This is a genomic window from Idiomarina loihiensis, assembly GCF_024584785.1.
In the GTDB taxonomy this organism is placed as follows: Bacteria; Pseudomonadota; Gammaproteobacteria; order Enterobacterales; family Alteromonadaceae; genus Pseudidiomarina; species Pseudidiomarina fusca.
On sequence record NZ_CP074112.1, the window covers coordinates 1,216,179 to 1,229,633 of the forward strand.

Below are 13,455 nucleotides of genomic sequence, written 5' to 3' on the forward strand. Positions count from 1 at the left end.
TCTTACCTCATATAATTTTCAATAAATTTAAGCTTGAGTTTAGAGCGCTCGGCTTGACGCCGCTCCATTAAAATTTTTGCGTTGACCTGTTCCTTTTTAATTTTTTCAATTCTCGCCTTCGCTTTCATCTGCTCCTGCATTTCAGCTCTTTTACTTGCGGCCTCCCGTTGAGCGGCGTGCTCCTTTTGCCGTCTTGCCAATTCAGCTCGAGCCTGTTTTTCGTGTTTTTGCTGCTCTCGCAAATATTGAGCTTGCTGACGTTTTTCTTCACGCTCCCAAGCCTTAATTTGTTGTTGATGCTCGCGATTCGCTTTTTTCGACGCCTTATCGATAGCTTTAATAACTTTTATTACACCACCTAACCCACTGCTTCTTCTGGCCATAACCGTTCCATTTAGCTGAGTATAAAACGTGCCACTTTCTTCAACTTTTGACGCATACAGCAAAGCAGCTTTATGCGTTTTTATAGAGTTTTACAATCGTTTGTCACACTGGCGGGAGATTCAGCTCTCTTAGATATTGGTTATGTTTGTCTGACGCCTCGGCGATGCGCTTTTCTATCTCAGCTAATTGTTTATGTACAGCGGCCAGATCGATCTCCGGCTCCGGCTTGGCGGTGCTGACATAGCGGGAGATATTGAGGTTATATTCATTCTTCTCAATTTCCGCCATGCTCACCCGGCGAGCGTAACGTTCTTCTTCCTTGCGGTATTGATAAGTCTCTACGATCTTGTCGATGTGATCAGGTAAAAGCAGGTTCTGGCGTTTACCTTTCTCGAAGTTGTCTTCTGCGCTTGCGTTTATAAAGAGCACATCATCCGACTTCTTGCACTTTTTTAATACCAGAATACACACCGGGATACCGGTGGAGAAAAACAGATTGGCCGGCAGGCCGATCACGGTGTCAATATGGCCGTCCTTGAGCAACTTGGTACGAATCCGGCTTTCAACACCACCACGGAACAACACGCCGTGGGGCAGAATAATGGCCATAGTGCCCTCATCACCGAGGAAGTGAAAACCGTGCAGCAGGAAGGCAAAATCCGCTGCAGACTTGGGCGCGAGGCCGTAGTTTTTGAAGCGAAAGTCCTCGCCAAGCGCCTCGCTCGGCTGCCAGCGGTAGCTGAATGGAGGGTTGGCTACTATCGCATCACACTGTAACTTTCTGGCCGGATTCATCTCGTTGAGTAAATCCCAGTCATTGGTCAGCGAATCGCCGTGATGGATCTCAAACTCACTGTCCTTAACACCATGCAGCAGCATATTCATCCGCGCTAGGTTATAAGTAGTAATATTATTTTCCTGCCCGTAGATTTTACCAATACCATGCGGGCCCATTTGGTTTCGGACGTTCAGGAGTAATGAACCTGAGCCGCAGGCAAAGTCCAGTACACTGGTGAGCTTTTTCTTTTTCCCTGAGGCGGGATCCTGGCTGTCCAACGTGACGATGCGTGAGAGAATAGTCGAAACGCTTTGTGGGGTGTAGAACTCCCCAGCCTTCTTGCCGGAACCGGCGGCAAACTGACCGATCAGGTATTCATAAGCGTCACCCAGAATGTCGCTATCGGTGGAGAATTGTGCAATGCCCTCGGCGATCTTGGTGATGATGGTGCAAAGCTTATCATTACGTGCCTTGGGAGTTTTACCCAACTTTTCCGAGTTCAGATTGATCTCGGAAAAGAGCCCCTGAAAGGTGCTGGCAAAGGATTCATTCTCAATGTAACTGAAGCCGCTCTCCAGTGTTTGCAACAGCTCTGCGTCTTGGGTGCGGGCTCGTTCGTAGATACTACTCCACAGGTAGTCAGGGTGAACCACATAGTGCACCTTACGGCGCATCTGCTTTTCAAAAGCAGGCACATCTCCAGCATTATCTGTATACCAGATTGCCAGCGGAGCCCGACGGTCGCCCTGAACAAGCTTGGGATAATCCGCCCCCAATTCCTTCGCCGCAGCAGCCTCGTAGTTGTCGGAGAGGTAGCGCAGAAACAGGAACGACAACATATAGTCGCGGAAGTCGTCGGCATTCATCGCACCGCGAAGCTCGTCGGCAATCGCCCAGAGGGTCTTGCCCAGTTGGCCCAGTTGTTCTTTAGTCATGCTCTTTCCTTAAAATTATCTACCGAGGATTCCTCGGCAGTTGATTCATTCTTTTTGTGTTTTTAACAAGGTTTGGCCTTTCTTTGTCAATCGGTATTTCTGAAGACGGCTCCGCGGTTTGTCGGGGATGGTCATTTCTACTAGCCCCTGGCCAATCGCTGTTTGCTGATAATGTTCCCGGAAATGCTTTTCATCTTTCAGACCCAAGGCTTCCATTAGCTCTGCACGTCCCATCTCGCCCTGTAGCACCTCAAGCAGTCGACCAACTTCGGGGGTGACTTCGGGGGTGACTTCGGGGTGACTTCGGGGGACTTCGGGATCATCTTCCTCAAAGAACCCCTCATGCACCAGTAAACGAATCAAAAACGAACTACGCTCTTCGTTCGTTTCAAAACTCGGCAGCGGCGAGCCGTTGGCTTGCATCACCCGCAGAATCTTGGGAATACCGGTGGAACGACCTTCGGTGAGATCCAGCTCTTTCAGAAACTCGCCAATGCGGCGGTTGCGATAGCGACGGCTTACCGCGCGACCTGCCTGAAGGTCTTCCATTTTAATCGAGCGATCCGGGCCGGGGAAGCTTAATACTATCAACTCCTGCGGAGTAATACGCACTTCAATTGGCTCGCGAATCTCGTAAGAGCGATGGTACACCGCATTCACTACTGCTTCTTCTATGGCCGCCAGCGGGTAGTTCCAGAAACGCTCTGCTTGGGGGCGATCCGGGTGCTTGATAACGGTTTCTTTCAGGTAGTTACGGGCAATGTAGTCCACCGCATCGCGGGTAATGCGCCCCAGCGGGCCACGAAACTCTTTTTCCTCGAAGCGGTTACCGCCCGGGCCATCGGGGAAATACACCACGTCAATCTGGGTCGCCGGAAAAAACCGCTCCGGATGCTCGTTGAAGAATAGCAGCCCGACATTCTTGGGAAATGCCATCTCTGCCGGACCCCCCACCACATTCATGCGGCGGCCTAGCGCCTCGACATCCAGATCGGCCGCTTCGCCCGCCAGCTCACTGCCAATTTCCTGCAGAAATTCGCGAATTAGATGGGGCGATAAATCGGTAAGACTGGCGCTCTGCTGATAGCGATCATCGAAGGGCACGGTTGCGGCCAGCGACAACAGCTCGTGCTCATCTGCCCCCTTGGCACGCACCGTGCTGGTGTGCTTACGCAGATAAAACGCCCAATCAGCCTTTTTATCACCCAGACTAGTGCGCGCTTTATATGGCCGTGTCTCTCCTCCAGGTACCCAGAGTACCAGAATCAGCTTACCCTGAACTTCATAGGTCGCGGTAAGCGGGTGGTAAGCTGGTTGAATTGCCGCATTACCAAGATTCAGCAGTTCTTTTTGTATGCGGTCAATCTGCTCTGGTTGCAAACCTGCAGGCGGTAAGACTGGTTGCCCATTTTGTTCTGCGACACCCACCACCACATAGCCTCCACCCAGATTGTGAAAATCATTAGCAAAAGCGCAGATGCTATGCAGCACCGCCTCTGGGTTCCAGCCCGCCTTATATTCCACCCGCTCGCTTTCGATGGTTCGCTGGTGAAGCAGGGAATCGATGTTGATGGGAAGTTTCGGCGTCACGACTGCATCTCCTCCATGACAGGAAACAGTTCTGGGTTAAAACGGTAGTTATTCATAAAGTCACGCAGGATCTTGCGAAAATATTCCTTGTTCTCCGGCAGCATTTCCCGTGGCTCATATAAAGAATAGTTGCCATGGCTGAGCACATTGACCAAGCGGGCGTGCAGAATGCCTTCAGGGTCGTCACTATCTTGCTTGATGCAGGCGGAGAAATTGCGAAAACCATGGAAGCTAGCCGTTTTTTCCAGAATGTTGCGCAGAATATTGAAATGGTAAGTATAAATCTCGCCTGACTCGGCCACCTGATGCAGCTGTTTCAGCAGGGCGACATGGTGGTACCGCGGTGTCTCACCGGTATCCGCCAGTCGTAAGTGGTCGGCCTCTTTGCTCAGGAAAGCTTTGACTGCATTGCCCAGTTCATTACACATCACGTTGAAGAATAGATGGTGGTGTGTGGAGATCACGGTTTTAATTTGCCCGTTAGCATTCTTCAGCAGTTGCGCCAAGTGGCTGGCCACAGCGATGGCGTTATTGTCGTCCAGCGATGAGATCGGGTCATCGATATACAGGTACTTCACCCAGGCATAGGGTGAACCCTCCTCCTGATCCACCGCCAACTGGGCTACGGCGAGAAAAAAGCACCAGACGAAGATATTTTCCTCGCCGCGTGAGACCTTGATGGGGATGGGTGCCCCCTCGTCGTCTTGTTGCCGGAAAAAGGTGATTTCCCAGGTCTCGTAGTCGATTAGGAAGTCAAAGTCCGCATAACGGGCCAGCAGCGGGCCGATGCGGTTTTCCATCTCCAGCTCTTGCAAGCCGTCGAAGAAGTGGGAATCACGGTTCAGGCGCAGCACCCGCTTGGCATCATGCTCCAGGTCGTTATCCCAGTAGAACAGGTCTTCGGTGAAGGCATTGAAGTAGAGAGTGTCGCGTGTTTCTTCCTCACCCTCGCTTTGCTTGCCCAGTTCTTTGAAAGCCATGGACAAGCGAGTCTTTCCTGTGCCGTTGAAGGCGAATAGAAGGACATATTTCTTCGTATCCAACCGTTCGCGCAGGTGCATCGCAAGCTCGGGGAGATTCCCGAATGTACGGTTGGGGGTCATTCCTCCACCCCATCCATGATTTGCCACGCCTTGCGATAGACGCTCCCATCAGGACCGAGCGCATTAGACCAGTCTTGTTGTGATAATGCCGCGAGTCTCTGCCGTATCTTTGGTAAGGACTCTCCACCTTCAAGCTCCAAAGCTCGCGCTAGCGGCGTTGCCGCTCGACGGGGCACACCAAGCAAGCGTAAGGTAATAGCCTCGTCAGTGGAAACGCCATAGAAAACCTGCGAAGGCAAGTTGGCCAACCGATTGCGTTCTTCCTCCGGCAGGTCGGAAGCTGTGATCGCCATCAAGGCATTCAACCCCCAAGAAGAGGTTTGTGCGAGCTTACCAAAAAGGTTCTGCCCGCACTTGGTCAAGGCAGTAACCTCATCTTCTCCGTCTTTACGGAAATGGCGGTCAGCGATGGTGGTGATCTCTTCGCCATTCACCCAGTCTTTCAGGATAAGTGCGAGTTTGTTGCCGTCAGACACTTTTCCTCCGAGAACAGTCTCCAGATTGCCTCGCAACTCAGGAACGCGCAGAAGCACGCCCATCATGTCTTGAAGTGTTCTGTCGCCTTGACTGAATAGACGCTCACGATCCCAGGAGCTCGGCCCAATATCGCCGCGATGGGTCATCACTGTGCGGATGCTTTGCAGCGAAAACCCTGTGCTATCGACCAGCTTTAGTGGCTGCCCCGGGCCGGCAATATAAGAGACATAATTCCGAATACCTCCCAGCAACTGACTGGCAATTCGACTGTTCGATGTTCGGAGCTTTTCAAAGCCCAGCGTTCCTCGCAAGACTTGTTCAATCTGGTCGGCAAAGTTTGCTGGCGCGCCCAACTGTCGATAGGTGTGCACGAGGTATTGAAGAAAACTTGACCACTCTGGGTGACGATAAACGATCATACCTAGGTCGGAAAGCTCATCAGCAGCTGCTTGTGCAAGCTTTATCAACGCAGAGTTCAAATCTCCGGTGACGCGACCAATAAACTCTCGACGTTGCGCAACTTCAACTTCGCTTTTTGCTACTAGTGCCACTACACCTAGCTGCCCTTGCGAGACTCGGCCCGCCCGACCCGCTATATTCCAGAAATCCTCGGGCGGCATTGGGACTGAGCTGCGTCCCTGAGGGTAGTGAGTCGATGCCATTACCACACCACTAACAGGAAAGTTAACGCCCTGAGCAATGGTTGTCGTCGCCGCGAGGACATCAAGCCGTCCTTTCTCAAACAGCCATTCCATCAGCATGCGTATTTCTTCAGGCAACCCGCCGTGATGTACTCCCACACCATAGGAAAGCAGGTCCACCAAAGGAAACTGTGCACCTAGTTCAGCAGCAACATACTTCTGAACAAACCGAACATCCTCAGACAGGTTAGGTAGCCGATCTGATTTGATCTTCTCGGCTAGTGACCACACAAAGTCTGGTCGGCTGTGCATGGCAATTACGGGACCACGCACCTGAAGTTTGCGTGCCGTGATCGCAGCCAAGGTGCCGACCTCTCGCGACTTCGAGAGCGTCGCAGCAAGCGCATCCTCTTTACCGAGCGAGAAGGTATCATCCAAGTCGATGGTATTACGAGAGGTATGGACTATCTGGAAGTCCAGTCGATAGTTGCGACTACGGCCATTAAGGGCACCATCATCCACCGGACTAACGACACCAATGGCCCGATCATTGGGCTGCCAGTCTACCCCGAGGCTGATATCTTCCGCATTCTGCCCACCCAGCCAGCGGGCAACCTCTCGGGCATTCTGGATGAAGGGCGTTAATAGCAGGAACTGCGCCTCTCGGCATTCACGGTTGATTGTTGCCAATAGCAGTTCCAGCCGCAGGCCCCGTTCACCCTCCTGAATAGTGTGTGCTTCATCGACCACCACCAGCGACAAGGGGCGGCCAATTCTCTCTTCCCAACCCTGGCGTAGCATCAGATCAAATTTCTCTGGGGTGGCCACCAGAATGCGGAACTGTGTCTCGTCGTGGGGCTCCTTCAGCATGTCTGCTTCAACGCCGTCGATTTCCATGGCCGGGCTGACTCGTTCAATCTGTAGCCCCAAAGGCTCGAAATCTCGGCGCAACTGTCGCGTCACCTGATTGACCAAGGCGCGAGTAGGTGCCAGATAAACCACCCAGCCTTTACGGTCCTCGAATTGGTTAAGTGCCTGCAACATACGGAACTGGGCTATCAATGTCTTGCCGCTGGAAGTGGGTAAGCTGACCACCACCGCCCTGCGGCTGGACCCCAAAAGGCCCTGCTCGGCGAGAGTCCGGCGCTGCGGTGGCAGCACATCGAACAAAGCGCGATCCCCCCGACCACGATTGACTAATTCGCGCACGAACTCGGTAACACGGGAATTTACCGCGCGCGTGACCGTCCACAGGGCATTGTCCGCCATTTGCTGAGCGGCGCGCGCCAGCAGCCGCGTCAGAGGCCCCAATTCGATCAATTGCGCGGTATCGCAGGCTTCGATAGCTCGGTCGAAATGAGAATCAAGCACTGGCTGGATCTGGTGGCTGCCGTCCACCACGCCATCGGTGATGTAATGGGCCAAGACATCCGCCGCTTTTGCCAGATGGTAAATTGCGATCAGTTCCAGTGCTGATCGTTTTGCGTGCAAAGGCTCAATAGCGTGGAGATATTCCCGTTCAAAGGTTTGTTGGGCGCTGCGCAGTGAGGCAACGCGCTCCAGAACGGCATCGCGGTCAGACCAGCCCCTTTTGCGTATCAGCCGCAGCCAGACATCCGTAAGGGTGGCCCGACAGCGCTCTCCCCAATCGGCGGCATCCAGCGGCAAATCGGGCCAATGTTGCGACTCATCCAAACTGCGTAACCATCTTGCGGCATCCGCACCGCGATCACCCAGAACCGCCAGTACCGAGGCCCGCAACAAACTAGTGCCCGCATCCATGGGATTGGTGGGCAGAGGCAGCATCCGCAGGAGTCGGAAGGCATCTTCGGCAGACTGACGCAAAAGTGTGCGTTGCTCTGGGTCGTCGGCGAGCCGATCCACCTCCAAGTCCAGCACGGCAATTTCAAGAGCGGCAGCCACTTCGCGCAAGGCCTCCTCATCGACATCTGTCACCTCCCGCCCCATCTCGCGGTAGAACTGCAAGCGGTCGGCTTCTCGCAACGCCAAGCGCCGTTTATCTGCCATCGTATCCAGCAACCAATGACTCATGCTGCGCCTCCTTGGCCGATGGCTTGTGGAAGTTGGGCAATAGGCCAGGGCAGATATAGTGCAATAAGACAGCAACGGGTTGGAGCAGTCAGGCTGCTCGCCAACTTACCACCACGCACCTTCAAGTCGGCTTCACGAGGTTCTTGGTCGCGAACCAGAATGCCGAACAGCGCTAGGTCGCGTCGCCCGGAATTGAGGTAGCGGGTGCATGCTGCTCTAAAGGATGATTCAAATTCGGTGCCCTGGACCCGAGGCAGCAGCCACCTGAGTAACTGATGGATCGTTCCGAGATTAGTCGCCAAATTGTCGATCTGATGGCCCAAGCCGCCACTTCGACCGCTCATCACTTGCGGTGGCCACTTGGCTTCCGACGAACATTTAACTTCACCGAGAGCCAGACGATGGGAGCCTCCATCGCGCTGAAAGCCGACGATATCCGCGCCCGGCAAAGAGGCAAAGGGGTTGCGCTTGTCGCGCTCATTGTTCCACGGAAGTTCCACATCGTGATGCACCTCCAGAACCGCTTCGGCCAGTGCCTCGCCCACTGCCCAGTCACGAGTTTCCGGAACTTCGGCGGCAAGCACCTCTTCCAGTGTATCCTGCCCCATGCCGGTGAGGCTAAGCCCTCGGAGGTGCTCATGCAGCGCTTCACCGCCCTCTGTATCATGCAGACGAGCGGCCACCGGACCCTGCATAAACGCCGTCAGCTCGGCGCCATCATTGGCGCATTCGCCCTGCCAAACCACGCAACCCTGGGTTGAGTTGTAGGCGGTTTTAGACGGAAATGACAAGGGCGTCTCTTGGCTCATACGCCAACCGCCTCCCGGCTGGGGAAAAGCTTTTGCATCAAGCCTTTCTTGTGGGTCTTGAGGGCGTCGAGTTTCTCCGTGTGCGTGGCGATCAGTGCGCCGAGGGACGAGAGGCAGTCAGCGATTTTTTGTTGTTCTTCCTTCTTTGCGGGCAACAGGATTGGCAGCTTCTTTAGGTCATCCAAACCAATTCGCTTTCTTGTTGATCCGGTAGCAGCTTTCTCAACTTTCGAACGAAAGTTAGGCGAATTAATCACCAGATAAACGAAGTACTTATGATTTGAATTCTCATCAACAACCAAGCGAATTCCATCAGAGCACATGACATATCGGTCATGAATATCTGGAATTAGACAAGCGCGGCCTACAGGATCGCCCATCTTAGACAAGATAATTTCACCGGAATATATATTGTTGCTTAGCAGCTCATCAGCCTTTTCTTTCGACGTGAATATCTTGTAGTCGTTAAAAAACTCACCATCTCCAATATTCTGGAGCTGAATTACTCGAATACCTTCTGGAACAAAATCTGAGGATTTGAGATTAGACCCAAATGGTCCGCCAATAAAACTCCACTTGATTTTCTTATCAGTGGTATCAATTAGCTGCTTCTTCTCCCACTCCCCCGCATCACGAAATTCGGGGAAGCGCAGGCGGGGGACGGTTTCGCCTTCGCGGGGGAAGAGTTGCTGCATCAGCCCTTTTTTATGGTCCTTGAGAGCGTCGATCTTGTCCGCCTGGGCGGCGATAAGTGCATCGAGGGACGAGAGGCAGTCGGCGATTTTTTGTTGCTCTGTCTGTGCGGGAAACGCGATTGGGAGGCTTTTAATAATTTCAGCATTGAGATTCAGGACCCCGCTACCAGCAGCGTTATCCAAAAAGTATGATTGGCTAGCTGGGGAAAAAATGAGGTAATAGAGATACTCTCTTTCTACTGACTCTTCAATTTCGGTTATCGCAATCCATCCATCATGAATACATGATTTTATCTTCATCAAATAGGGACGACCAAAACTCATGGAGTTAGATAAGATAAGATCGTCTGGGTGAACCTCCCTTGTTTTACTGAGCGCCTCTACTCTAACCTTTTCCTGGGTTTTAGTTACGTACTTATCGTCTTTGTTTACGTCACCAATTTTTAGCCAATTTAGGCCACTATTATCTTTTGTTATAAATCCATCAATGGGACGAGGCGAACCACCACGCACAACTGTAGAGATGTCGCCTAGATTACAATTATCCCACCCCCCTGTATCCCGAAACTCAGGAAACCGCAACCGGGGCACCAATGCTTGTTTCTCATCCATCACTCTTCCAGCCCATCAGGATTTTTAAGTGCTTTTTTTTCATCTGACGCCAGGCGTCGTTCAACCTTTTTCACATCTTCCGCGGGTGGCAGGCTTTCCGGACGAATGCCCTGGCTTAGCAAAGTCTGGTGCACTGCTTCGTTATTAGTAACATGCTCCTGCGAGATTTGATGCTCTTGGCTCATGGCCTGCTCACGGGCATTGTAGATGGTGATTTCGGTGGCAAAGTCTTTGGCCTTCACTAAAACACGAGCCAGATCATTTTTCATTGCTCACTTCTCCTTGTGTTATTCATACGCTGCCAACCCCGATATCTCACGCCCGCTGGCATGTTTTTTCAAAAACGGCACCAGCTCTTCCATCAGCGCCAACTCCGCTTGGCTACGCGTCTTCCAGCCCAGATTCAACGGTTCGAATAGGTCACTTAATTGCTCGCCGTCGAAGATCATGCGGTCCAGAATGCCTTCCACGAAGCCTTGCAGGGCATCGCGGTCCAGCCCGTGGCGTTTGGCCAGAGCGGTGATTTCGCTGTGGGCTTTCTGTGCCTTGAATGCCTGGTAGCCGCGTTTGATGTCCTGCTCTTTCAGCCCTTCGCCCGCTTGAAGGGTGTTGATGTAGTCAATGATATCCTCACGCTCTTCCATCAGGTTGCTGCTGGCGCTGAGCATATTCACCAACTGTTCGCGGCTTACAGTTTGTTTGCCGGGCTTTTCCTGACTGAAGCGGGCGGCTAGGCCCATGATGTAGTCATAATCGATCAGTGCCGAGGAGAAGAGCACAAATTCAAAATCCAGTTGTTCTATGGCTTCCTGATCTGGTGAAGCTTGCTCGCCAGTTTTGCCCTGCTGTTCCTTGAGGCGCTGTGCGGTCTCCAGATAGGCGCCGCGCAGGGAGCGCAGATCGTCTTCGGGCAGTACGCTGTTGATGCGTGCTTTTTGCTCTTCGTCCAGGTCGGTGTACTGATCGAGCTGGGTCTTGAGGCGCTGGACTTCCTTGAAGCGGTTGACGAACTCGATGCGAGCAGTATCGCCCTTGAGGTTGTAAACGCCCTTGGGTTCGGCCACCACATCTTTTTCGGTAAGAAAGTGTTCGATAGCGGCCACGGCCTGCTCGTATTTTTCGATGACCGTAGGGGCCGGGTCCACCAGCCAGATTTCGCGGGAGCGGTTAATGTCCTCGCCAGAGAAGAGCGCGATGGCGTCGTCCACCGCCTGCTCTTGATCGCGAAAGTCAAGGATGTTGCCGTAGGGCTTAGTGTCATTAAGCACGCGGTTGGTACGAGAGAAGGCCTGAATCAGACCGTGGTGCTTGAGGTTCTTGTCCACGTAGAGGGTGTTGAGGTACTTGGCGTCGAAGCCAGTGAGCAGCATATCTACCACGATGGTGATGTCGATCTTGTTTTTGTGCGGCAGGTCGCTGTTAGGGTATTGCTGATCCTTGATGCGCTGCTGAACATCTTGGTAGTAGCGGTCGAACTCGCTCACCGTATGACTGGTGCCGTACTGCGTGTTGTAGTCGGCAATGATTTCTTGCAGCGCGGCTTTCTTCTGCTCCGGCTCCTGCTGGTTGTCGGCCATTTCCTGCGGCAGGTCTTCCTGCAGCTGTCTCACATCCTTGTCGCCATTGGCTGGTGGTGAAAAGACACAGGCAAGGTTGAGCGGCACGAAGTCCGGATCTTGCGCTTGCATTTCAGACTGGATCTCTTTGAACAGCCGGTAATAGGCAATCGCATCATTGATGGAAGCAGTGGCCAGCAGGGCGTTGAAACGGCGCTGGTTAGTGGCGGCTTCATGCTTGCTGAGAATGGCATCCACCACTGCGCGCTGAGCCAGAGCCTGATCAGGTCTGGCTTTTGCATGCGTTGTCTCGGGCTTGTAATAGTCGATATGAAAGCGCAGCACATTGCGATCATCAATGGCGTGGGTGATGGTGTAGGCGTGCAGCTGCTTCTCAAAAATATCCCGGGTGGTGCGGTAGCTGCCCACAGTGCCATCGATCTGCTTGTAGCTGGCGTTGTCATCAAAAATGGGCGTGCCGGTAAAACCGAACAATTGCGCTTTTGGGAAAAAGCCCTTGATGGCCTGGTGGTTGTCGCCAAACTGAGAGCGGTGGCATTCATCAAAGATGATAGCGATGCGCTTGTCGCGCAGCGGAGCTAGGCGTTCCTTATAGGTCTGCCTACCCTTGTCTTTGTGCCGTTGGGCTTTTTTGCTTGTTTCATCCAGCGCCAGACCCAGCTTTTGAATGGTAGTGACAATCACCTTGTCGGCATAGTCCTCGGAGAGCAGGCGGCGCACCAGGGTTTCGGTGTTGGTATTTTCCTCCACGCAGCCTTCCTGGAAGCGGTTGAATTCCTCGCGGGTCTGGCGGTCGAGGTCCTTGCGGTCTACCACAAACAGGCATTTTTCAATATCCGGGTTATCCTTGAGCAGGGTGGAGGCCTTGAATGAGGTGAGTGTTTTGCCACTACCGGTCGTGTGCCAGATGTAGCCGTTACCTCGATTCTGGTGGATACAATCAACAATCGCCTTGACCGCATAGATTTGGTACGGGCGCATGATCATCAGCTTCTGCTCACTGGCCACCAGCACCATGTAGCGGCTGATCATCCGGCCCAGGGTACATTTGGCCAGGAAGGCGTCGGCGAAGTCATCCAGGTGGGTTATCTTGCGGTTGTCTTCATCGGCCCACTGGTAAATGGGCAAAAAACGCTCGTCGGCGTTGAAGGCGAAGTGCTGGCTCTGGTTGTTAGCGAAGTACCAGGTGTGGTCACGGTTGCTGACGATAAACAGCTGCATGAAGCACAGCAGCGTGTTGGCGTAGCCGTTACCGGGCTCGTTGCGGTACTCGACGATTTGTTCCATCGCCCGGCGCGGGTTGATGCCCAGCGTCTTCAGCTCGATTTGCACCATCGGCAAGCCGTTGATGAGCAGAATCACATCGTACCGGTGGTGGCTATTGTCGGTGTTGATACGCAGCTGGCTGATGACTTCGAAGTCGTTTTTGCACCAGTCCTTGAGGTTGACCAGCATGTAGTGAAGCGGGGTGCCGTCCTCCCGCTGGAAATAACCGTATTCGCGCAGGGTCTTGGCGGCCTGGAAGGCATCGGCGTTGATAATCTCGTCGCGCAGGCGGGCAAATTCGGCATCGGTCAGGCGGACGCGGTTCAGTGTCTCGAATTTGTCGCGGAAGTTACGCTCCAGTGTGACCTTGTCGCGAATATCTGAGCGGTAGGTGTATTTGAGCTCTTCGAGTTTATTGATCAGCTTTTGCTCGATCTGACTTTCTTTCAAGGACATCCCGTGTTCTCTTTTTTTATTTTATGACACCGTGCGTTAATACCCTGTTCAACACTGCAATGTACCATACCGACCAATCA

The 13,455-nt window shown here is 53.1% G+C and carries 9 protein-coding genes; all 9 read right to left on the reverse strand.

Annotated elements, in window-relative coordinates; translation table 11 throughout:
* Nucleotides 1-2: 2 nt before the first annotated feature.
* The 9 genes from KGF88_RS05825 to KGF88_RS05865 all read right to left on the reverse strand — a co-directional run bounded on the left by KGF88_RS05825 (nt 3) and on the right by KGF88_RS05865 (nt 13,375).
* Nucleotides 3-383 carry a hypothetical protein gene (locus KGF88_RS05825; RefSeq protein ID WP_153827364.1) on the reverse strand — a complete coding sequence of 127 codons (381 nt, stop codon included), beginning with the start codon at nt 381-383 and terminating at the stop codon, nt 3-5.
* 103 nt (nt 384-486) lie between these two features.
* The gene (locus KGF88_RS05830; protein WP_153827363.1) at nt 487-2,097 is read right to left on the reverse strand and encodes a type I restriction-modification system subunit M; all 1,611 of its coding nucleotides are present in this window, start codon (nt 2,095-2,097) and stop codon (nt 487-489) included.
* Nucleotides 2,098-2,142: 45 nt separating this feature from the next.
* Entirely contained in the window at nt 2,143-3,687 is a 1,545-nt protein-coding gene (locus KGF88_RS05835; RefSeq protein ID WP_257119974.1) for a Fic family protein, read from the reverse strand.
* Complete coding sequence (locus tag KGF88_RS05840) at nt 3,684-4,790, reverse strand: AAA family ATPase (RefSeq protein ID WP_153826617.1); 1,107 nt, start codon at nt 4,788-4,790, stop codon at nt 3,684-3,686. Before KGF88_RS05840 ends, KGF88_RS05835 begins: the two co-directional genes overlap by 4 nt.
* Nucleotides 4,787-7,960 carry a DEAD/DEAH box helicase gene (locus KGF88_RS05845; protein ID WP_153826618.1) on the reverse strand — a complete coding sequence of 1,058 codons (3,174 nt, stop codon included), beginning with the start codon at nt 7,958-7,960 and terminating at the stop codon, nt 4,787-4,789. Before KGF88_RS05845 ends, KGF88_RS05840 begins: the two co-directional genes overlap by 4 nt.
* Nucleotides 7,957-8,769 carry a hypothetical protein gene (locus tag KGF88_RS05850; RefSeq protein ID WP_153826619.1) on the reverse strand — a complete coding sequence of 271 codons (813 nt, stop codon included), beginning with the start codon at nt 8,767-8,769 and terminating at the stop codon, nt 7,957-7,959. Before KGF88_RS05850 ends, KGF88_RS05845 begins: the two co-directional genes overlap by 4 nt.
* Complete coding sequence (locus KGF88_RS05855; protein ID WP_153826620.1) at nt 8,766-10,076, reverse strand: restriction endonuclease subunit S; 1,311 nt, start codon at nt 10,074-10,076, stop codon at nt 8,766-8,768. Before KGF88_RS05855 ends, KGF88_RS05850 begins: the two co-directional genes overlap by 4 nt.
* Nucleotides 10,076-10,345 carry a hypothetical protein gene (locus tag KGF88_RS05860; RefSeq protein WP_202912504.1) on the reverse strand — a complete coding sequence of 90 codons (270 nt, stop codon included), beginning with the start codon at nt 10,343-10,345 and terminating at the stop codon, nt 10,076-10,078. The genes KGF88_RS05855 and KGF88_RS05860 overlap by 1 nt, the downstream gene beginning before the upstream one ends.
* A gap of 18 nt (nt 10,346-10,363) precedes the next feature.
* A complete protein-coding gene (locus KGF88_RS05865) occupies nt 10,364-13,375 on the reverse strand; it encodes a type I restriction endonuclease subunit R (protein WP_153826621.1) in 3,012 nt (1,003 codons plus the stop codon).
* Between the last annotated feature and the right edge of the window lie 80 nt (nt 13,376-13,455).

Bases quoted from the DNA above. Each gene is read 5' to 3' on its own strand.
- KGF88_RS05825 (WP_153827364.1), bottom strand. From the start codon at position 383: ATGGCCAGAAGAAGCAGTGGGTTAGGTGGTGTAATAAAAGTTATTAAA.
- KGF88_RS05830 (WP_153827363.1), bottom strand. From the start codon at position 2,097: ATGACTAAAGAACAACTGGGCCAACTGGGCAAGACCCTCTGGGCGATT.
- KGF88_RS05840 (WP_153826617.1), bottom strand. From the start codon at position 4,790: ATGACCCCCAACCGTACATTCGGGAATCTCCCCGAGCTTGCGATGCAC.
- KGF88_RS05845 (WP_153826618.1), bottom strand. From the start codon at position 7,960: ATGAGTCATTGGTTGCTGGATACGATGGCAGATAAACGGCGCTTGGCG.
- KGF88_RS05850 (WP_153826619.1), bottom strand. From the start codon at position 8,769: ATGAGCCAAGAGACGCCCTTGTCATTTCCGTCTAAAACCGCCTACAAC.
- KGF88_RS05855 (WP_153826620.1), bottom strand. From the start codon at position 10,076: ATGGATGAGAAACAAGCATTGGTGCCCCGGTTGCGGTTTCCTGAGTTT.
- KGF88_RS05860 (WP_202912504.1), bottom strand. From the start codon at position 10,345: ATGAAAAATGATCTGGCTCGTGTTTTAGTGAAGGCCAAAGACTTTGCC.
- KGF88_RS05865 (WP_153826621.1), bottom strand. From the start codon at position 13,375: ATGTCCTTGAAAGAAAGTCAGATCGAGCAAAAGCTGATCAATAAACTC.